At 67.4% G+C, this 20,761-nt stretch carries 18 protein-coding genes; 8 read left to right on the forward strand and 10 right to left on the reverse strand.

Going from position 1 to position 20,761, the window contains the following annotated elements; translation table 11 throughout:
- Positions 1 to 174: 174 nt before the first annotated feature.
- Complete coding sequence (gene ispH / locus ACFPN9_RS10805; RefSeq protein ID WP_377816897.1) at positions 175 to 1,140, reverse strand: 4-hydroxy-3-methylbut-2-enyl diphosphate reductase; 966 nt, start codon at positions 1,138 to 1,140, stop codon at positions 175 to 177.
- Positions 1,137 to 3,113 (reverse strand): 1-deoxy-D-xylulose-5-phosphate synthase, encoded by a 1,977-nt coding sequence (dxs, locus tag ACFPN9_RS10810; RefSeq protein ID WP_082735143.1) that lies wholly within the window; start codon positions 3,111 to 3,113, stop codon positions 1,137 to 1,139. The genes ispH and dxs overlap by 4 nt, the downstream gene beginning before the upstream one ends.
- Before the next feature lie 249 nt (positions 3,114 to 3,362).
- Here dxs and ACFPN9_RS10815 point away from each other — a divergent pair, with 249 nt between their 5' ends.
- Complete coding sequence (locus tag ACFPN9_RS10815) at positions 3,363 to 3,755, forward strand: c-type cytochrome (RefSeq protein WP_066721560.1); 393 nt, start codon at positions 3,363 to 3,365, stop codon at positions 3,753 to 3,755.
- Positions 3,756 to 3,963: 208 nt separating this feature from the next.
- Positions 3,964 to 4,845 (forward strand): DMT family transporter, encoded by an 882-nt coding sequence (locus ACFPN9_RS10820; RefSeq protein ID WP_066721562.1) that lies wholly within the window; start codon positions 3,964 to 3,966, stop codon positions 4,843 to 4,845.
- Between the two features lie 10 nt (positions 4,846 to 4,855).
- Here the strand turns inward: ACFPN9_RS10820 and hydA are convergent, their stop codons facing one another.
- A complete protein-coding gene (gene hydA / locus ACFPN9_RS10825; RefSeq protein WP_066721564.1) occupies positions 4,856 to 6,304 on the reverse strand; it encodes a dihydropyrimidinase in 1,449 nt (482 codons plus the stop codon).
- A 238-nt stretch (positions 6,305 to 6,542) separates the two neighbouring features.
- Here hydA and ACFPN9_RS10830 point away from each other — a divergent pair, with 238 nt between their 5' ends.
- Complete coding sequence (locus ACFPN9_RS10830) at positions 6,543 to 7,658, forward strand: acyltransferase family protein (protein WP_066721566.1); 1,116 nt, start codon at positions 6,543 to 6,545, stop codon at positions 7,656 to 7,658.
- Between the two features lie 22 nt (positions 7,659 to 7,680).
- Here the strand turns inward: ACFPN9_RS10830 and ACFPN9_RS10835 are convergent, their stop codons facing one another.
- From ACFPN9_RS10835 to ACFPN9_RS10855, 5 genes are all read right to left on the reverse strand, one after another.
- Entirely contained in the window at positions 7,681 to 9,003 is a 1,323-nt protein-coding gene (locus tag ACFPN9_RS10835) for an O-antigen ligase family protein (protein WP_066721567.1), read from the reverse strand.
- Positions 9,004 to 9,099: 96 nt separating this feature from the next.
- Positions 9,100 to 9,915, reverse strand: a complete 816-nt coding sequence (locus ACFPN9_RS10840) for an ABC transporter permease (RefSeq protein ID WP_066721568.1) — start codon at positions 9,913 to 9,915, stop codon at positions 9,100 to 9,102.
- A complete protein-coding gene (locus ACFPN9_RS10845; RefSeq protein WP_066721571.1) occupies positions 9,912 to 10,745 on the reverse strand; it encodes an ABC transporter permease in 834 nt (277 codons plus the stop codon). Before ACFPN9_RS10845 ends, ACFPN9_RS10840 begins: the two co-directional genes overlap by 4 nt.
- 166 nt (positions 10,746 to 10,911) lie before the next feature.
- Positions 10,912 to 12,042, reverse strand: a complete 1,131-nt coding sequence (locus ACFPN9_RS10850) for an ABC transporter substrate-binding protein (protein WP_066721573.1) — start codon at positions 12,040 to 12,042, stop codon at positions 10,912 to 10,914.
- A gap of 22 nt (positions 12,043 to 12,064) precedes the next feature.
- Complete coding sequence (locus tag ACFPN9_RS10855; RefSeq protein WP_245282427.1) at positions 12,065 to 13,177, reverse strand: ABC transporter ATP-binding protein; 1,113 nt, start codon at positions 13,175 to 13,177, stop codon at positions 12,065 to 12,067.
- Between the two features lie 123 nt (positions 13,178 to 13,300).
- On the opposite strand from ACFPN9_RS10855, the gene ACFPN9_RS10860 reads away from it, so the two are divergent.
- The gene (locus ACFPN9_RS10860; protein ID WP_066721578.1) at positions 13,301 to 13,816 is read left to right on the forward strand and encodes a hypothetical protein; all 516 of its coding nucleotides are present in this window, start codon (positions 13,301 to 13,303) and stop codon (positions 13,814 to 13,816) included.
- Between the two features lie 176 nt (positions 13,817 to 13,992).
- On the opposite strand, the gene ACFPN9_RS10865 is transcribed toward ACFPN9_RS10860, so the two are convergent.
- Entirely contained in the window at positions 13,993 to 15,330 is a 1,338-nt protein-coding gene (locus tag ACFPN9_RS10865) for a dihydroorotase (protein ID WP_066721579.1), read from the reverse strand.
- A 118-nt stretch (positions 15,331 to 15,448) separates the two neighbouring features.
- Between ACFPN9_RS10865 and ygfZ the strand changes: the two genes are divergently transcribed.
- From ygfZ to ACFPN9_RS10880, 3 genes are read left to right on the forward strand one after another with little or no spacing between them, the layout of a single operon-like run.
- A complete protein-coding gene (gene ygfZ / locus ACFPN9_RS10870; protein WP_066721581.1) occupies positions 15,449 to 16,333 on the forward strand; it encodes a CAF17-like 4Fe-4S cluster assembly/insertion protein YgfZ in 885 nt (294 codons plus the stop codon).
- On the forward strand, positions 16,330 to 16,974 hold the full coding sequence (locus ACFPN9_RS10875) for a DNA-3-methyladenine glycosylase I (RefSeq protein WP_082735144.1): 645 nt from the start codon (positions 16,330 to 16,332) through the stop codon (positions 16,972 to 16,974). Before ygfZ ends, ACFPN9_RS10875 begins: the two co-directional genes overlap by 4 nt.
- Positions 16,975 to 16,976: 2 nt before the next feature.
- Complete coding sequence (locus tag ACFPN9_RS10880; protein WP_066721583.1) at positions 16,977 to 17,591, forward strand: YfbR-like 5'-deoxynucleotidase; 615 nt, start codon at positions 16,977 to 16,979, stop codon at positions 17,589 to 17,591.
- On the opposite strand, the gene ACFPN9_RS10885 is transcribed toward ACFPN9_RS10880, so the two are convergent.
- Positions 17,566 to 18,846, reverse strand: a complete 1,281-nt coding sequence (locus tag ACFPN9_RS10885) for a vWA domain-containing protein (RefSeq protein ID WP_082735145.1) — start codon at positions 18,844 to 18,846, stop codon at positions 17,566 to 17,568. The two genes, ACFPN9_RS10880 and ACFPN9_RS10885, sit on opposite strands and share 26 nt — an antisense overlap.
- Positions 18,847 to 19,091: 245 nt before the next feature.
- On the opposite strand from ACFPN9_RS10885, the gene aceB reads away from it, so the two are divergent.
- A complete protein-coding gene (aceB, locus tag ACFPN9_RS10890) occupies positions 19,092 to 20,693 on the forward strand; it encodes a malate synthase A (protein ID WP_066721587.1) in 1,602 nt (533 codons plus the stop codon).
- Positions 20,694 to 20,761: the final 68 nt, after the last annotated feature.

The following is a 20,761-nucleotide window of genomic DNA, read 5'->3' on the forward strand; positions in this document are numbered from 1 at the left end:
CGGTGGAAGCGGTCGCTGTCGCGGCTGCGGCGCGCTGCGCCGTTCTGCGGATTGCGACGGCCCGCGCCGGTCCGGAGGGCCGCTCCGTCTCGACAGGCTGCGGCTCCTCGCGGGACGAGCGCCCGACGACATCCGCATGATCCAGGAGCCCGTCCATCGCCGTCTCTCCCCGTTTCAGGACGCCATCGCCTCGACCAGCCGCGGCGGCAGGCGGAACACCACCTCCTCGTCGACGCCCTCGAGCTCCCGCACCGTGACCGAGCGGAAGCCGCGCAGCCGGTCGATCGCATCCTGGATCAGCCGCTCGGGCGCCGAGGCCCCCGCCGTGAAGCCGACGGTCTCGACTGAATCGAACCAGTCCGGATCGATCGCATCCGGCCCCTCGATCAGATGGCTCGCGACGCCGGCGATCTCGCCGACCTCGCGCAGCCGCGTCGTGTTGGAGGAGGAGCGCGAGCCGACGACGAGGATGAGGTCGCAATGCGGCGCCATCGCCTGCACAGCCGCCTGCCGGTTCTGGGTCGCATAGCAGATGTTGCGGATGTCGGGGCCGACGATCGCCGGGAAGCGCGCGGTCAGCGCGGCGATGACCTCGCGCGTATCCTGCACGCTCAGCGTCGTCTGGCTGATATACGCAACCTTCTCGGGATCGGCGACGACCAGCGAGGCCACCTCGGCGGCCGTGGCGACGACATGCAGCCGCCCGTCGATCTGGCCGCGCGTGCCCTCGACCTCGGCATGCCCCTCATGGCCGATCAGCACGACGTCGTAGCCGAGCTGCGCATAGCGCCGGCCCTGATTGTGGACCTTCTGAACGAGCGGGCAGGTGGCGTCGATCACGTCGAGACCGCGCGCCGCCGCCGCCGCCTCGACCCCGCGCGACACGCCATGGGCCGAGAAGATCGTCGTCGCGCCCGCCGGGATCTGGTCGACCTCGCCGACGAAGACGGCGCCCTGGGCGCGCAGGCCGTCCACGACATGGGTGTTGTGGACGATCTCGTGGCGGACATAGACCGGCGCGCCCGTCTGCGCGATGGCGCGCTCGACGATCTCGACCGCCCGCACCACGCCGGCGCAGAAGCCGCGCGGCTTGGCCAGGAGCACCGTCAGCGGGCGCTTGAAGGGCGTCACGGCGTTCATGTCGAGGCCTCGTGCAGCGGGACGGTGCCGGAGGCGTGCCCCGGCACCAGCCGCAGGCCTGCCGCGGCCGCCATGGCGCTCCGCCGCGCGGCCGGTCGGCAGAGCCCTGTCGCCACCGCCACGATCGCATCGGCATCGAGCCCGGCCTGCGCATAGAGCCGCGCCTGCGTATCCTGGTCCTGGAAGCGGTCCGGCAGCGTCAGCGTCTTGATCTTCAGCCCGGCCTCGAAGAGCCCGTCATCGGCCAGGGCATGCAGCACGAAGGAACCGAAGCCGCCGACCGAGCCCTCCTCGACCGTGATCAGCGCCTCGTGATGCTGCGCCAGGCGCCGGATCAGCGCCCGGTCGAGCGGCTTGGCGAAGCGCGCATCGGCGACGGTGGTGGACAACCCCATCGCGTCGAGGCGCTCGGCCGCCGCGAGGCATTCGCCCAGCCGCGTGCCATAGGAGAGAATGGCGACCCGCGTGCCCTCCCGCAGCACCCGCCCGCGGCCGATCTCTAGGGGCACACCGACATCCGGCAGTGCGAGGCCGACGCCGTCCCCGCGCGGATAGCGCAGCGCGATCGGCCCCTCGTCATGGGCGCAGGCGGTGGCGACCATATGGACAAGGTCGGCCTCGTCGGCCGCCGCCATCAGCACGAAGCCGGGCAGGCAGCCGAGATAGGCGGTGTCGAAGGCCCCCGCATGGGTCGCGCCATCGGCGCCGACCAGCCCGGCGCGGTCGATCGCGAAGCGCACCGGCAGCTTCTGCAGCGCGACGTCGTGGACGATCTGGTCATAGGCGCGCTGCAGGAAGGTCGAGTAGATCGCGCAGACCGGCTTGAGCCCCTCGCAGGCGAGCCCGGCCGCGAAGGTCACCGCATGCTGCTCGGCGATGCCGACATCGAAGAAGCGGGACGGATACGCCTTCGCGAAGGCATCGAGCCCCGTGCCCGAGGGCATGGCCGCGGTGATGGCGATGATCTTGTCGTCGCGCGCCGCCTCGCGCAGCAGGGACTGCGAAAAGACCTTGGTGTAGGAGGGCGCGGCGGCCGGCGCCTTCTCCTGCTGCCCGGTCGCGACGTCGAACTTCACCACCGCATGGTACTTGTCCGCCGTCGCCTCGGCCGGGGCATAGCCCTTACCCTTCTGCGTCACGACATGGACGAGGATCGGCCCGTTCGGCGCGTCGCGGACATTGCGCAGCACCGGAATGAGATGGTCGAGATTGTGGCCGTCGATCGGCCCGACATAGTAGAAGCCGAGCTGGTCGAACAGCGTGCCGCCGGTGAGGTAGCCGCGCGCATGCTCGACGGCGCGGGTGATCTTCGAATCGAGCCCGCGCCCCAGCCGCCGCGTGAGCTGGCGGCCATGATCACGCAGCGAGAGATAGGTCTTGCCGGAGAGCAGCTTGGCCAGATGCGCCGACAGCGCTCCCACCGGCGGGGCGATCGACATGTCGTTGTCGTTGAGGATGACGATCAGCCTCTTGCCGAGCGCCCCGGCGTTGTTCATCGCCTCATAGGCCATGCCGGCCGACATCGCGCCGTCGCCGATCACGGCCACGACATGTCCGTCCGCGCCCTTGAGGTCGCGTGCGACGGCAAAGCCGAGCCCGGCCGAAATCGAGGTCGAGGTATGGGCCGCGCCGAACGGGTCGTATTCGCTCTCCTCGCGCTTGGTGAAGCCGGAGAGCCCGCCCCCCTGGCGCAGCGTGCGAATACGGTCGCGCCGCCCGGTCAGGATCTTGTGGGGGTAGGCCTGGTGGCCGACATCCCAGATCAGCGTGTCGCGCGGGGTGTCGAAGAGATGGTGGAGCGCGACCGTCAGTTCGACGACGCCGAGGCCGGCGCCGAGATGGCCGCCGGTGACGGAGACCGCATCGATCGTCTCGGCCCGCAGCTCGTCGGCGAGCTGCTTCAGCTGGAATGGTGACAGGCGGCGCAGATCGGCAGGAGAGGCGATGCCGTCCAGAAGCGGGGTCGTTGGCATTCCATTCCCCTTCGCGCCTGATGTGTCAGCTTGAATTTACATATTGATGTCAAGCTGTCGATACACTACGAAGGAGTCGCACGACATGCAATCGCTTTGGTCGTGCTTTTTGGACGGTTGGCCCCCGACGATCCGCAAGAGGCGCGAGGCCTGAAGACCAGAATGAGCGACGACGGGGTGATCGCCGGAACCTTTTCGCGCGTATCGTCTTCGTTGGAATTGGACGAAGTCTCGGAAAGGTCACACGCCATGAGACAGCTTGCCTACGCAGCCGCAGCCGGTTTCCTCTCACTCCTGCCCGCCACCGCCCAGGCACAGGATGTCGCCGCCGGCGAGAAGGTCTTCCTCCAGTGCCGGACCTGTCATCAGGTCGGCGAAACGGCCAAGAACGCCGTCGGCCCCGTGCTGAACGGGCTGTTCGACAACCGAAAGGCCGGGACGCATCCCGGCTATACCTATTCGGCGGCCTACAAGTCGCTCGACAAGGTCTGGAACGAGGACAATTTCCGCGTCTACATCAAGGATCCGCGCGGCGTCACGCCCGGCACCAAGATGATCTATCCGGGCCTCAAGGACGATGCCCAGATCACCAATCTGATCGCCTATCTCAAGCAGTTCGGCCCGGACGGCAAGAAGAAGTAAGTCCCGGCCACAAACCTCCCGACTGCCTCGCGCCCCGGCTCGCCGGGGCGCTTTTTGTTGGAGCCGATGCGCAGGCGCAGCAGGGCCACCCCCACGGCATGGCTCTGGCCATCCGCTTGGATCTGTGGTGCCGATGAGACGCCGCTAGGAACGCGCCGCTCGATGATCTCTCCGCTCGCGAAAGCTGCGTTGCCCCGGCAGGTCGCCCTTGTCTGAGGCGGAGAGCGCAGCCGCCACCAAAGCCCGGCGCGACATCCTTATCGGTGCCGCGCTGATGGTGGTGTCGACCTTCTGCTTCGTCAGCCTCGATTCGATCCTGAAGGCACTCGCGGCACGGCATGACGTGCTGTTCCTCGCCTGGGGCCGCAACCTCTTCCAGGTCATCTATCTGGTCGCCGTCATGCCGCTCTTCGGCGCGCGCCGGATGCTGGTGACGCGCCATCCCGTCATCCAGCTTGGCCGCGGCGCGGCCTTGGTCGGCACCACGGTCTTCATCGTGCTGGCGCTCAAATCCATGCCGCTGGCCCAGACCTATGCGATCACCTTCTCGGCGCCGCTGATCGCGACCATCCTCGCCATGGTCTTCCTGAAGGAGCGCCCATCGCTCAGGCGCTGGGCCCTGATCCTGATCGGCTTTGGCGGCGTCATGGTCGCGCTGCAGCCGACGGCACCGGGCGCCGGGAGTTTTCTGATCTTCCCCCTCGCGATGGCGCTGTGCAATGCCGGCTATCACGTGCTGACGCGCGCTATCGCCGCCGATGAAGACCCGTTGGCGATGCTTTTCCAGGTCGGCTTCTTCGCCTTCCTGCTGACCTCGCTCGCCCTGCCCTGGTCGTGGTCGCGGATGGAGCCCTGGGAATGGGGCGTGCTGGCGGTGGGCGGAGCCTTCGGCACGCTCGCCCATCTCCTGCTGATCGAGGCCTTCCGCCGCGCGCCGACCGCGGTCATCTCGCCGATGATCTATTCGCAGATCATCGCCGCCTGCCTGATCGGCTATCTCGCCTTCGGCGAGGTGCCGACAGTGGCGACCCTGCTGGGGGCGGCCATCGTCGTCGCCAGCGGCGTGGCGCTGATCCGCTCGCGCGGCTAAGGCAGCTCCGTCACCGGTAGCGCCCGGCCGGCGCGAACGATGTCGGCAACTGACCAGCGGGCGCGGCCAAAGCCGAGCGCTCGCGCGCGACATGCCCGCCCTGCCCTGGTTTGCCGACGAGCTGGCCGTCGCGCACCAGCACCTGTCCGCGCAGGATCGTGGTCACCGGCCAGCCCGTCACCGCAATGCCCTCATAAGGTGTGTAGTCGCTGCCATGGTGCAGCAGCGACTGGCTGATCGTGACCTCGCGCTTCGGGTCCCAGATCGCCATGTCGGCATCCATGCCGATCGCGATCGAGCCCTTCTTCGTCAGCCCATAGGTCTTGGCGTGGTTCGTCGAGGACAGCGCGACGAACTGGTTCAGCGTGATCCGCCCCTTGCCGACGCCTTCAGAGAACAGGATCGGCAGTCTTGTCTCGACGCCCGGGATGCCATTGGGCACCCAGCGGAACGACGTCCTGCCCTTCGGGATCAGCTTGCCGGCCGGGTCGTCATAGCGGAACGGACAGTGGTCGGAGGAGAAGACGTTGAAGATGCCGTTCGACAACCCCTCCCAGCAGGCCTGCTGGCTGGCGGTGTCGCGGGGCGGCGGCGAGCAGACATATTTCGCGCCCTCCATGTTGAGGCCGTCCATGTCCTTCTCGGTCAGCACGAGATATTGCGGGCAGGTCTCGCCATAGACCTTGAGGCCCCGCGACCGGGCTCGTGCGATCTCCTCCATCGCCTCGCGGTTCGAGACATGGACGATCATCACGGGGACATCGACGAGTTCGGCGAGCGAGATCGCGCGATGCGTCGCCTCCCGCTCGACGGGAATCGGCCGCGAGGTGCCGTGGAACTTCGGCGCGATATGGCCGCCCCGCTCCAGCCGGTCGGTCAGGAAACGGATCGCGTCGTAGTTCTCGGCATGGACCATGACGAGCGCGCCGGTCTCGCGCGCCACCGACATCACCTCCAGCATCTCGCGGTCGTTCAGGGCGAGCCCGTCATAGGTCATGAAGACCTTGAAGGAGGTGTAGCCGTCCTCGATCAGCGCCGGCAGATCCTGCCCCAGCACCTGCTCGCTCGGCTCGGAGATGACGAGGTGGAAGGAGACGTCGGTGTAGCAGCGCCCCTCCGCCAGCTTGTGATAGTCCTTCACCGTCTGGCGCAGGGACGTGCCCTTCTCCTGCATGCAGAACGGCATCACCGTGGTGTTGCCGCCAAAGGCGGCCGAGAGCGTGCCCGAGGCGAAATCGTCGGCCATGACGATGCCCTCGCCGCTCGGCTGGGCGATGTGGACATGGCTGTCGATACCGCCGGGCAGGACGAGATGGCCGGTGGCGTCGATGGTCTCCTTGGCCGGCCCGAGATCATGCCCCAGCGCCACGATCGTCCCGTCGCGCACCCCGATATCGCAGGAGAAGGTGTCGGAGGCGGTGGCGACCGTGCCGCCGGCGATGACGAGATCGTAGCTCATGAAGGCTTCCTGGCGCAGACGCGACCGCGCGGTCCCTCCGCCGGACACAAGTTTCATGCCGCGCGAGTGTGCGGCGATGGAGGCCCTGCCGCAAGCACGGAACCGGGGTCACCGGCCCGCGGGCGGAGGCCCTCCGTTAACCATAAAGCCGATCGGCGGTGGGCTTTCACCCTGTCGCCGTGCACAACGTTAAGACGGCGTTAACCATCCCGCGCCGATCGGCGGAGTTTTTCCTGACATGATCGGCTCCAGCCGTCCGGCTCCGAGTGCAGGCGACATCCTGCGTGCCCATCGCGGCGAAGGTCCGGGCTTCAACGCGCTGCGCCTCTACCTCTCGATCCTGATCCTCGCGGCCCATTCCGGCTGGATTGCGGGCGCCGACGTCAGCCAGGACTGGACCGGCCTAAAAGGCATCCTCCTGCTCAGCCTGGTTCCGGCCTTCTTTGCGCTGAGCGGGTTTCTCGTCACCGGCAGCGCCGTCCGCGTTGCGGCCGTGACGCCCTTCCTCGGTCTGCGCATTTTGCGGATCGCGCCGGCCCTGCTGGTCGAGGTCTCGCTCTCGGCGATCGTTCTGGGGCCGCTCTTCACCACCTATCCCTTGATCGACTATGTCCGCGACATCCGTTTCATCGAGTATTTCGGCAACATCGTCGGCCGCATCCGCTTCGAGCTGCCGGGCGTCTTCGAAACCAATCCCCTGCCCAACACGGTCAACCAGAACCTCTGGACCCTGAAGCCGGAATTCTACTGCTACATCCTGATGGCGCTGATGATCGGCGTCGGCGTGCTGCGCCACCGGCTGCTGCTGCCCTTCGGGCTGCTCGGCCTCGCCTGTGCCGGAACGGCGGCCGCCTATCGCTTCGGCTTCGGGGCCCAGCCCGGCAACTACCATTGGTCGGTGGCCGTGCTCCATTTCCTCGCTGGCTGCGTCTTCTACCAGTGGCGGGACGCGTTGAAGATGCACTGGCTGCTCTTCCTTGGCGCTCTCGCTGCGGCGATGCTGCTGATGGCGGGCGATCGCGAACTGGGCTTCCTCGTGGCGCCGTTCCTGACCTATTGCGTGATCTATATCGGCCTGCTGCCGCTGCAGTTGCCGACGTCGATCAACCGCCTCGACATTTCCTATGGCATCTATCTCTACGGCTTCCCGATCCAGCAGGCGCTGATCGCCAAATTCGCCATCCTCCACGGCTCCGGAGCGCTGCTCTTCGCCGCCTCGCTGCCCCTGACGATCATCTTCGCGCTGCTGTCCTGGCTCTACGTCGAGAAGCCCTTCCTGAGGCTGAAGCGACGCATCGTCATGCCGGCGGCCGGCCCGACCGCCGAGACCATCGCACCCGCGGCCGCGCGCTGAAGCCGGTGCAGCGACTGCGGCCTCAGCCCTGTCGCACGCCCATCCGGCTGGTGAGTTCCAGTGTCAGGACGGAGAAGGCCGCCAGCAGCCAGATCGGCTCGGCCCGGTTGAGGAAGAAGGATTCGAGCATCCCGACATAGGTCAGGAACATCACCATCATCGCTCCGAGATCGGCGAGGCGGCGGCGCTGCGGGTCGGCCTGCGCGGCGAGATAATTCCCCAGCGGCTTGATCATCAGCACATAGATCATCACCAGACCGCCGGGGACGCCGAACATCAGCAGCGCGTCGAGATAGCTGTTATGGCCGGAGCCGATGCCGCGGATGTCCCAGCTCGCCTCGAAGTTCTCCTCCAGCCGGGTCACCACCGGCGTCTGCCAGAAACTGACATAGCCATAGCCGAGCCAGGGCTTCTCGGCGATCTTGGCGGCGGCGAATTTCCAGATCTCGTCGCGCCCGGTGAAGGTCGGGTCGGCGTTGATCGCCGCGGAAAGCTTGAGCAGCGCCGGCGAGAACACGGTGCCCACCGTCAGAGCGCCGACCAGCAGCACCATGCAGGCATGCATGATCAGCATCAGCCGCGGCCGCCCCGTCAGGCGCGCCAGCAGCACGAGCCCGATCGCGATCGGCAGGAACCCCATCGTCGTCTTCGACCCGCTGTTGAGCACGAAGACGACGCTGAGCAGCACGATCGCCGCGCCGCGCCAGCGCAGCCCCATGCGCCAGACATAGATCCCGATCATCGCCACCATCGAGAACACCGGGGCGGCGTAGTTCTTGTGCGTGAGATGCCCGCGCCAGTGGCCGGCATGCACGCCCTCGACACCTTCCGAACCATGGATCGCCAGCGACGGCGCCAGCAGCAGCGCGGCATAGACCAGAGCGAGCAGCGCCAGCGTCGCATGCGCCGCCGCGGTGGCGAAGCTCTGCTCGCTCCAGGGCAGCAGCAGCACGCCGGCGACCAGCACCATGGCGAAGCTCGCCAGCAGCAGCGCCCGGAAGGAAGCCTCGGAATCGACCGCCTGCGGCAGCGAGAACGCCGCGACCGCGAAGACGATAATCAGGCTGCTCGTCCCCAGCCGCGCCAGCGCCGCCCGCTCGCAGAACGCCGCCATCGCGCCGCCATAGATCAGCGCGAGCGTGACATAGCCGATCTGGTTGACGATGTTGCCGCTCGACTCGCCTTCGAGCGTCTGCGGCGGCCCGGCAAAGGGCTGCAGCGTCAGCAGCAGCAGGAACAGCCCGAAGCCCGAGAGGAAGGCGGCAATCGCCCGCGCACGAGCCTGCGCCGCGCGCGGATCGATCGCGCCCTCGCCGCCCTTCGTCTCGCCCGCCGTGATCGACATGCCGCTCCGCTGGCCCTTCCGGCCGCAGGGGCCGAGACCGACGATAAGGGCGCAAAGCTTAAGACCCTGTAGCCGCGATCCGCGAAAGCCCGCCCCTCACGTCCCGACCTTGGCGAGCACGTCGGCCCGCAGGAAGCGCTCGATGAACAGCATGAACAGCACCGAGGGCACGAGCAGGATCAGCGCCGTGATCGAGGCGACCTGATAGTTGCCGCCCATCGCCGCATTGTAGAGCAGCAGCGGCAGCGTCGTGACCTGCGGCACGCCGACGAAGAAGGTCCCGGTGAACTCGTCGAGCGACTCCAGGAACACGAAGATGCCGCTCGCGATGATGCCCGGCGCCGCCAGCGGCAGCGTCACGGTGAAGAAGGCCCGCAGCGGCGAGGCGCCCATGTTGCGCGCCGCCAGTTCGAGATCCTTGTCGACCGCGGCAAAGGCCGCCGCCGCGATCCAGACCGAGAACACCAGCCCATGCGCGGCATGGACCAGCACCACCGCCAGCACCGTGCCGTTGATGCCGAGCTGGTAGAAGATCCGGGCGACGTTGATGTAGATCGCCACCGACGGAAACGCCTGCGGCAGCAGGAACATCAGCATGAACAGCGCCCGCATCGGCAGCCTCAAGCGCGCCAGCGCATAGCCGGCGGGAATCGACAGGGCGAGCGCAAACAGCACCGTCAGCACCGCGATCCAGACGCTGGTGCCGAGCGAGGCCATGGCGTCGCCCGTCGGCCGGAAGACCTGCTCCCAATAGCGCGTGCCATAGGTCACCGGCAGCTTGTATGGCGTGTACCAGCGCTCGGCGACGGACCAGAGCGCGAGGTTCAGGATCGGCCCGATCAGGACGAAGGCGAAGGCGGCGAGCAGGCTCGCGGCCAGGACCGTGCGGGCGGAGGAGGCCAGTCTCGTCATCGCGGCGCCTCCTGCGACAGGCCGCGGCGCAGATACAGGATCGCGGCCCCCGCGCTGATCAGATAGGTGATGACGCCGAGCGCATTGGCGGTGGCGTAGTCGCCATAGGCGTTGATGCGGAAGGCCATGTCGACGGTCAGCATGGTCGGCTGCGAGCCCGAGACCATCAGCGGGACCGACAGCACCGAGAGCATCGTCACGAAGGAGAGCACGAGCGCGACCAGCAGCGTCTGCATGACCTGCGGCAGCGCGAGTTCGATCAGCACCCGCAGCCGCGAGGCGCCGAGATTGCGGCCGGCCTCCAGCGTTGCCCGGTCGATCGAGGCGAGGGCCCCCGCCAGCAGCAGCGCCACGAAGGGCGTCTGCTTCCAGACGAAGGTGGCGATGATGCCGCGCCAGTCGAGATAGCTCACCGCCTGCAGCGGCTCCATCAGCCCCAGCGAGACGAAGCTGTTGTTCATCAGCCCGTTCTTGGCGAGGAAGGTGCGCATGCACTGCGCCGCGACGATGAAGGGAATGAACAGCGGCCAGCGATAGAGCGCCTTCAGCGTGCCGACGATGTAGCGGTTCTCGCCCAGCGTCAGCGTGCCGGCGATGATGATGGCGGCCAGCGCCGTCAGCGCGCAGGAGGTGAGCACGATCACCACCGTGAAGACCATGTCGGTCGAGTAGAGCTCGAACGCCTTGGCGAACCACTCCAGCGTGAACGCGCCGTCCTTGCTGAAGGCGGAGATCAGCGAGAAGCCGAGCGGATACAGAAACAGCGCCGCGACAAGCACGAGGCCGGGCGTGATCAGCAGCAGCGCCAGATGGCGTTGGGAGAGGCTCATTCCACTGCGCTTTTCGAAGGAGGAGCGGCCCGGCATCGAGCCGGGACGGAGGCTTGCGTCATGGTCGGGCTTGACCCGACCATCTCTCAGACCAGCGGGCTAGAGGCCGAGATTCTCGGGTCTGCGCTGCGCTTCGCCCGAGAATGACGTGGCGTGGGATGCCGTCTCAGTTCGCGACCTTCTTCTCGTAGCCCTCGAGGATGTCGTTGAAGTAGGGCGCGATCGGGAAGGCCTTGCCGTTCTTGGCGAGGTCGGCCGGGGTGACGTCGACGAAGAGCTTGTCCCAGGCGGCCTTGTCGAGCTTGCCCTCGAGGTTGGCGGCGTCGATGCCCGGATACCAGTTGAACTTCTTGACGATGCCGTCGGCCTGGACCTGCGGCGAGGTGGCGAGCGCGATGAAGGCCTCGGCCAGCTTCTTCTGGCCGGCCTTGGCGGGCACGGCATAGTACATCGGCTGGCCGGGCATGCCGGGCGAGATCAGCTTCAGCTTCATGTTCGGCGGCAGCTTGCCGTCGGCCTGCCAGGAATAGAACATGTCGACCCAGACCGGGCCGATCGCGATCTCGCCACGGTTGAGCATGTCGAGCGTGCCGGCATTGCCGGGGGTGATCGTGGCGTTCTTGTTGAACTCCTTGAGATCGGCGAAGGCCTTGTCCCAAGTCGTCTTGGTGGCAGCGTCATAGGGGCCCTTCATCAGCTTCTCGGCGTCGCCGCCGAAGGCGTAGACCCAGCCGGCGACGAAGGAGACGCCGGACATGCCGCCCTTGATGCCGTTATAGCCGAACTGTTTCGGGTTCTTCTTCGCCCACTCCGCCAGCTCGGCGAAGGTCGAGGGCGGCGTCTTGACCATGTCGGCATTGTAGGCGAGCGCCGTCTGCGACTGGAACATCGGGATGACATAGCCCGAGACGTCGGTGCCGAGCGCATTTTTGGCCGCCTCGCCGGTGGCGAGCTTCGCCGTCGGGACATTGGCGGTGTATTTGTCGAGCAGCCCTTCCCTGACCATCTGGCCGGCGGCCTTCTGGTGGATCACGACGACGTCGAAATCGGTCGTCGCCGAGCCCTTCTGGGCGTCGAGCTTCTCGTAGATCTTCTGCGAGCCGGAATCGCCCGCGCCGGTCCCGACCGAGACGACCTTCACGCCGGGATTGGCCTTCTCGAACATCGGGCCGAGGAAGTCCTTGACGTAGTCGACCATGTTCTGGTCGCCGGCCGAGGCGACGTTGAGGGTCTGGGCCGAAAGCGGGGATGCCGCCATCAGCGCCGCGAGCGAGCAGGCAATCGTGAGGATGCGCATGGGAGACTCCTGTGGTGGGACGTCAGGCGGCGATCCCGGCCTCGGACGCCGGGAAGATGTGCAGGCGCTGCAGCGGGATGCGCAGGCCGATCGTGGTTCCGAGTTCGTGGCGGTCGGCGTCGTCGACCGTGATCTGGCGGCCGGCGGCCTCGACCCGGTAGCGATAGACCCCGCCCGGATAGGCGCGCGCAGCGATTGTGGCGGGGACCAGCAGATCCCCGCCCGCCGCTGCGTCGCTGGCGTCGAGCCTGGCGACATCGTCGCGGAAATAGGCGACCGCCTCGCCGGCCGGCAGCGCCTGGGCTGCCTCCGGCGCGAGCCGCGCCATCGCCGTGCCGGCGATGACAGAGGCGCCGCCCTCGGCGCGCGCCACATGCAGCGGCAGAACGTTCTCCGCGCCCATGAAATTGGCGACGAAGGCGCTGGCCGGACGGTCATAGACCTCCTCCGGCGTGCCGACCTGGGCGACGCGCCCCGCCTGCATGATCACCAGCCGGTCGGCCATGGTCATGGCCTCCTCGCGGTCATGCGTGACATGGACCGCGGTGAGCCCGAGCCGCTGCTGAATGGCGCGGATCTCGTGGCGCATCACCATGCGGATTTTGGCGTCGAGATTGGAGAGCGGCTCGTCGAGCAGGAGGATACCGGGGTCGATGGCCAGCGCCCGGCCGAGCGCGACGCGCTGGCGCTGCCCGCCCGACAGCGCCGTGACCTTGCGGTCCTCATAGCCGGAAAGGCCGAGCATCGCGAGCAGCGCGCCGACCTTGGCCGCGATCTGCGCCTTCGGCACGCCGCGCAGCTTCAGCCCGTAGCCCATGTTCTGCAGCACGGTCATGTGCGGCCACAGCGCATAGGACTGGAAAACCATCGCCATGCCGCGCTTCTCGGGCGGCAACGGGGCGACGTCCTGCCCACCGACCAGGATCGCGCCGGACTCGACCGGCACGAAGCCCGACAGGGCGCGCAGCAGAGTGGTCTTGCCGCAACCAGAAGAGCCCAGCAGCGCAGTGAAGCTGCCCGGCTCGAAATCCAGGCTGACGCCATGCAGCACCCGCGTGCCGCCATAGGCGACTTTCAGGTCGCGCACGGCGATCGACGCGCCGCTGCGCGGCCCGTTGGGCATGTCGGTTGGCACGGTGCCATCTCCCTAAACGCGCATTTTGCTCGGCTGAAATGGAATGAACCTTCCATTTCCGATACGCTTGGAGCAAACATAACGTCTGTGTCGGACCGTGTGCAATAGGTTTATGAAGCTCTGATGACAGCCCCGATCCACTCCCTCTGGCTCATGCCCGCGGCCGAAGACGGCGCCCGGCTCGCGAGCGTCCTCGCCGATCTCTCCGCCCGCTTCGGCACGCCCCTCTTCACGCCACACCTCACCATCGCAGGCGATACCGACAGGCCGGTGACGCAGCTCGCGACCGAGATCGCAGCCGCAGCCGCAGCCGACGAGGTCGCGGCTTTCTCCGGGGAGGTGCTGGGGATCGAGACGAGCGAGACTTTCTTCCGCTCCTTCTATGCGCGCTTTGCCGTGTCGGCCCCGCTGGCCGCGCTCAAGCAGCGGCTCGACCCGCAGGCGCGCGAGCCCTTCCTGCCGCATGTCTCGCTGCTCTACGGCCCGGTCCCCGCCGGCCCGAAAGCGGAGGCCGCCGCGCAGGTGTCGACCGCGCTCACCGGCCGCCCGATCCGCTTCGACCGCCTCTGTGTGGTGACGTCGGGCCAGGACGTGCCCATAGCCGACTGGCGCATTACCGAGACGGTGACGCTTGGGTGAACCTCCACCGTCATTCCGGGGCTTCGCGCAGCGAAGAGCCCGGAACCCAGATCCGCTGATGGTTCAGCAATAGGCGGGGCGATCGCCGCCCGTCTCGTCATGGACAGTGTTCATGGGTTCCGGGCTCAGGCCTTCGGCCTGCCCCGCAATGACGACAGTGGTTCAATCGCGAACCCTCACCCCCGCGGCAGCGCCTCGAGGAACCGCGCCGGCTCGCCCTGCGAGGGTGTCACGATCTCGGCCTCCCACATCACCTTGCGGCCGCGCACATAGGTGCCAACCGGCCAGCCGGTGACGGTGACGCCGTCATAGGGCGTCCAGCCGCATTTCGAGGCGCCCCAGGCGTTGGTGATCGTCTCGCGCCGCTTCAGATCGACGATGGTGAGGTCGGCGTCGTAGCCGGCGGCGATGCGTCCCTTGCCCTCCATCCCGAAGATGCGCTGCGGCCCGTGGCTGGAGAGATCGACGAAGCGCTCGAGCGTCAGGCGGCCGGCATTCACATGGTCGAGCATGATCGGCACCAGCGTCTGCACGCCCGGCATGCCGGAATGGCTGGCGGGATAGGCGTGGTGCTTTTCCTCATGCGTGTGCGGCGCATGGTCGGAGCCGAGCACGTCGACGATGCCCTGTGTGAGCCCCCACCAGATGCGCTGGCGGTGACTGTCGTCGCGGATCGGCGGGTTCATCTGGGCATAGGTGCCGAGCCGCTCGTAGCAGTCCGGCGCGACCAGGGTCAGGTGGTTGGGCAGCACCTCGACCGTGGCGACATCCTTGTGGTCCTTCAGGAACAGCATCTCGTCGCCGGTCGAGATGTGCAGGACATGCACCCTGGCCCCCGTCTCATGCGCGATCCGCACCAGACGCTGCGTGCAGGTCAGCGCCACCTCCGGCGAACGCCAGACCGGGTGGCTCGCCGGGTCGCCCGTGACGCGCAGGCCCATCCGCTCGCGCAGCATGGCCTCGTCCTCGGAGTGGAAGGCGGCACGCCGGCGCGTCTGGCGCAGGATCGCGGCGACGCCCTCATCGTCCTCGACCAGCAGGTTGCCGGTCGACGAGCCCATGAAGACCTTGATGCCGGCCGCGCCCGGCAGGCGCTCCAGTTCGGGGATGTCCTTCACATTCTCATGCGTCCCGCCGACCCAGAAGGCGAAGTCGCAATGCATGCGGTGCTGCCCGCGCGCGATCTTGTCGGCCAGCGCCGCCTCGCTCGTGGTCAGGGGATTCGTGTTGGGCATCTCGAAGACGCAGGTGACGCCGCCCAGCACGGCCGCGCGCGAGCCGGTCTCGAGATCCTCCTTATGGTCGAGCCCCGGCTCGCGAAAATGCACTTGGCTGTCGATCACGCCAGGCAGGATGTGCAGCCCCGTGCAATCGACGACCTCCCCGGCCGAGGCGCGCGAGAGATCGCCGAGCGCCATGATCTTGCCGCCGGTGATGCCGAGGTCGCGCTGCACGCGCCCGTCATGGTTCACCACCGTGCCGCCCTTGAGGATCACGTCGAAGGTCTGCGGCATGGCGGGTCTCCCGGTCGGTCTGCAATGAACCGCGATTAGCCGAAACGACGGGCGCTGGCGAGTTGAGAACGCGCGCGAAGCCGCCTACCTATCGCCTCTGTCCGCTGGAGCCGATGCCATGCCCGTCACCCATCTGATCGACCGTGGCGTCATCCGTGTCGCCGGCGAGGAGGCTCGCCCCTTCCTGCAGAACCTCGTCACCAACGACCTGGAGGCGGTGACGCCGGACAAGGCCGGCTATGGCGCGCTGCTGACACCGCAGGGCAAGATCATCTGCGATTTTCTCATCGTCGCGGTCCCCGAGGACGAGGGCGGTGGCTTCCTGCTCGACACGCCCCTGCTCCAGACCGCCGACCTGATGAAACGCCTCAAGCTCTACAAGCTGCGCGCCAAGGTGACGCTGGACGACCTCACGGAGGCGACAGCCGTGGTCGCCGCGACCGATGGCGGCGCGCTACCGGCCGATAGCGGCCTCGTCTATGCCGATCCGCGCCTGCCGGGCCTGGGCCAGCGCGCCCTGATCGACCGCGACGCCGTCACCGAGATCGCGACCGCCCCCGCCGACGACTGGCACGCGCGGCGCGTCGCGCTCGGCATCCCCGAGGGCGGGCGCGATTTCGCCTATGGCGACGCCTTCCCGCATGAGGCGCTGCTCGACCAGACCGGCGGCGTCTCCTTCAAGAAGGGCTGCTATATCGGCCAAGAGGTCGTCTCCCGCATGCAGCATCGCGGCACCGCCCGCACCCGCGTCGTGCCGGTCGTCTTCGAGGGCGGCATCGCGGCCGAGACCGGCGCCGAGGCGATAGCCGGCGGCAAGCCGCTGGGCCGGATCGGCTCCGGCGCCAACGGCCGCGCGCTCGCTCTGCTCCGGCTCGACCGTGTCGCCGAGGCACAGGCGGCCGGAGAGCCCCTGCTCGGCGGCGGCATGGCCTTCACGCTGGTGAAGCCGGATTTCATCCGCTTCCCCTTCCCGGGCGAGGCGGGCTTCGGAGCCGCGGCATGAGCGATGCGATCACTGCCGGCGAGGAGCGCGTCGCCATCGCAGGGCCCGACGGCAAGTTCCGCTGTCGCTGGCCGGGCAGCGACCCGCTCTATCTCGCCTATCACGACACCGAATGGGGCGTGCCGGAATACGACTCCCGCGCGCTCTGGGAGAAGCTGATCCTCGACGGCTTTCAGGCCGGCCTGTCCTGGATCACCATCCTGCGCAAGCGCGACGCCTTCCGCGCCGGCTTCGCGAACTTCGATCCGGAACAGGTCGCGCGCTTCACGGAAGCCGATGTCGCCCGCCTGCTCGCCGACCCCGGCATCATCCGCCATCGCGGCAAGATCGAGGGCACGATCAAGAGCGCGCGCGCCTATCTCGCCATCAGCGAGCGCGAGCCCTTCGCGGATTTCCTCTGGAAGCATCTCGACGGCCGCGTCCTGCAGAACAGCTTCCGCACGCAAGGCGAGGTGCCGACGCAGACTGCGATCTCCGAGGCGATGGCGAAGGAGTTGAAGAAGGCCGGCTTCACCTTCTGCGGCCCGACGATCGTCTACGCCTTCATGGAGGCCTGCGGGCTGGTCAACGACCACCTCACCGGCTGCTTCCGCTGGCAGGAATGCGCCGCCCTGGCGCGCGACCTCAAGCCCGCCGCCTGACCATGGCCCGCGCCCCCGCCCCGCCTCGCGCCTGGCAGCGCATGCTGTCCGGACGCCGGCTCGATCTGCTCGACCCCTCCCCGCTCGATGTCGAGATCGAGGACATCGCCCATGGGCTCGCCCGCGTCGCGCGCTGGAATGGCCAGACGCAAGGGCCGCACTCCTTTTCGGTGGCGCAGCACAGCCTGCTGGTCGAGGCGATCGCCGATCATCTCAACCCCAATTGGTCGCAGGCCTGGAAGCTGATGGCGCTGCTGCATGACGCGCCGGAATACGTCATCGGCGACATGATCTCGCCCTTCAAACTCGTAATGGGCGACGCCTATAAGGCGGTGGAGACGCGCCTCCTCGGCGCCATTCATCTGCGCTTCGGCCTGCCGGCGGCCCCGCCCGCGATGCAGAAGCGCAAGACCAAGGAGGCCGACACCATCGCCGCCTTCCTCGAGGCGACGGAACTGGCCGGCTTCTCGCGCGACGAGGCGCTGCGCTATTTCGGCCGGCCGCAGGCGCTGCCGCGGGCGGTAACCGTGCTGTTGCAGCCGCTCGACACCCAGGCCGCGCAGGAGCGCTTCCTCGCGCGCTTCGCGGCGCTCACTGCGTCAGGCGGATCTGGCTGATCTCGCGGGCGATCTGCTGGAAGACGGGCGTGAGCTGCGCGGCGTTGCTGACCTCGTAATACATGCTCGGCGTGCTGGCGCAGTTCTGCAGCAAGGTGCGGTCGCCATTGATCACGCGCACCGTGTACACGCGGATACCGGCATCCTTGGCGCTCTGGCAGGCGAGCTTGGTGCGATCGTCGATTGCGCTGCCATTGGTCGTGAAGCGGTTCTGCGTGTTCTCGCCGTCGGTGAGCAGGATCATGTACTTCTGCAGGCGCGGCGTGTTGAAGGCCTTCGCCCCGGTAAAGGGTGCGCCCGGCGTCAGCGTCGCCATGCCCCAGTTCGCGCCGATGGTGACGTTGGTGTTCCCCACCGGAGTCATCGCATTGATCGCGTTGGTCAGGGCCGTCCAGTCGGATGTCAGCGGCGTGATCGGCGCCAGCGTCGACTGCGCGCAGAAATCCGCCGGGTACAGCGTCGCATAAGCCGAGACGGACTCATTGTCCTTGACGTCGTTGGGCTGGTCGCGGTCGCTGATGCAGCCGGTCCAGCTCGACTTGTTGATTGTGACCGTGTTGGCGATCCAGTTGCCCCAGCGGTCGCGGGACCAGGTCGTCTGCGTCTGGTCGAAGCGCAGCCAGGATTCGTCCTTCAGCGAGGTCGAGACCTTGACCTGCGTGGCGAAGGGCACGACCGAAATGCGGATCTGGTCCGTCGTCAGCGTCGCTTCCTTCATGATCTTGATCAGGTCGAGCGAGGCGGCCTTCAGCGCGTCCATCTTGCCGGACGAGGCCATCGAGCCCGTATTGTCGAGCGCCAGCGCCAGTTCGATCGTATTGGTGCCCCAGGTCGACTGGGCCGAGCTCGCCACCGCGATGCTGTTCTGGCCCATCACCCGCGCCAGGCTGGTGTCGACGGCGAGGTTGGCGCCCACCGTGATGATGCGGTTGGTGCGGTCGATGGAGATGGTGGCACTGGTGAAGCTCTTGGCCGCCTCGCCGCTGAGATTGGCCGCGATCCACTTGTTGATCCGCTCGCGCAATTCGCTGTCGCTGAGCTTGGTCGCGTCGCGCGCCGCCATCAGGGCCGCCGAGTCGACCGCCGAGTTCAGCATCATCCGCGCTTCGCTGGCGCGGGAATAGTCGATGGTCGCGCCCGTCAGCCCAATGATCGGGACCATGGCGAAGCTGAACATCACCATCACATTGCCGCGCTCGTCCGAGCGCAGACGCCTCAGCCATTTCAACCGCTTCAGCATGGCAGGCACTCTCATGGCTATCCCCCGATACCCGCCACCATCAAGAAGGAGCCTCTGTTGCAGCCGGCTGAATCCGATCGCTCGAATTGTCGGGATCGCCCTGGTGGACGGCTTTTGATGAAAAATGGTCAGGTCGTTCGATGGGGCACGTCAGCCCATTCTTTCCATTTGGGCAAAGGTCCTGACCTTTTTGCGCTCTTTCGTGAAGGATGCTTGCGGGCGATAAGGGGCGCCAGCACAAGCCAGCCGGAGCGCGAGCCATGACCGAAGCTTCCCTCACCCTACCCAAGGGCGTCGTCGTCAAGGGCGCGCTCGCCGCGCGCTATGACGAGGTGCTGAGCCATGATGCGCTCGCCTTCGTCGCCGATCTGCACCGCCGCTTCAACGAGACGCGCAAGCGCCTGCTGGCGCTGCGCGCCGAGCGGCAGAAGCGCTTCGACGCCGGCGAGACGCCGGACTTCCTGGCCGAGACCCGCCATATCCGCGAGGGCGACTGGACGGTGGCGCCGATCCCCGCCGACCTGCTCGACCGCCGCGTCGAGATCACCGGCCCGGTCGACCGCAAGATGATCGTCAACGCGCTGAACTGCGGCGCGAAGGTCTTCATGGCCGATTTCGAGGACGCCTCCTCGCCGGTCTGGGCCAACATGGTCGAGGGCCAGATCAACCTGAAGGACCGCTGGGCAAACGCGATCGACTTCACCGACCCGACCACCGGCAAGGCCTACAAGCTGTCGGCCAAGCCCGCCGTGCTGATCATCCGCCCGCGCGGCTGGCACCTGCCGGAGCGGCATATTCTGATCGATGGAGAGGAGGCCTCGGGCTCGCTGGTCGATTTCGGGCTCTATCTCTTCCATAACGCCAAGGCCGCCCTGGCGGCGGGCTCCGGCCCCTATTTCTACCTGCCCAAGCTCGAGAGCCATCTCGAGGCGCGCCTCTGGAACGACGTCTTCGTCGCGGCGCAAGGAGCGCTCGGTCTGAAGACCGGCACGATCAAGGCCACCGTCCTGATCGAGACGCTGCCGGCCGCCTTCGAGATGGACGAGATCCTCTACGAGCTGCGCGACCACATGGCCGGCCTGAACTGCGGCCGCTGGGACTACATCTTCTCCTTCATCAAGAAGCTCGCCCGCAACCCGGCCTATGTCCTGCCCGACCGCTCGCAGGTCGTGATGACCAAGGCCTTCCTGAACGCCTATTCGCTGCTGCTGATCAAGACCTGCCACCGCCGCGGCGCCTTCGCCATGGGCGGCATGGCGGCGCAGATCCCGGTCAAGAACAATCCCGAGGCCAACGCCGCCGCCTTCGCCAAGGTCAAGGCCGACAAGGAGCGCGAGGCCGGCAACGGGCATGACGGCACCTGGGTCGCCCATCCCGACCTCGTCCCCGTCGCCATGGAGGTCTTCGACCGGCTGATGCCGCAGGCCAACCAGCTCGACAAGAAGCGCGACGATGTGCAGGTCACGGCGCAGGACCTGCTCGAAGTCCATCAGGGCACGCGCACCGAAGAGGGCTTCCGCGAGAACATCCGCGTCGGCGTCCAGTATCTCGAGGCCTGGCTGCGCGGCCGCGGCGCGGTGCCGATCTACAATATGATGGAGGACGCCGCGACGGCCGAGATCAGCCGCGCCCAGATTTGGCAGTTCGTCAGCTACGGCGTCGAACTCGAAGGCGGCACCAAGGTCACCCCCGACCTGTTCAGGCGCTGCCTCACCGAGGAGATGGCCCGCGTGAAGACCGAACTCGGCGCCGAAGCCTACGACAAGGGCCGCTTCCCCGAGGCGATCGCGCTGTTCTCGGACCTCTCGCTCGCTCCGCAGTTCGAGGATTTCCTGACCCTGCCGGCCTATGGGAAGCTGTGAGGGGCTAAGGCACTAATGATGCGAGGGCGCCGCCGCGAGGCGGCGCCTTTTTCGCCTTGAATCGCGTG

Origin of the sequence: Allobosea massiliensis, assembly GCF_042655245.1 — a bacterium.
GTDB lineage: Bacteria > Pseudomonadota > Alphaproteobacteria > Rhizobiales > Beijerinckiaceae > Allobosea > Allobosea massiliensis.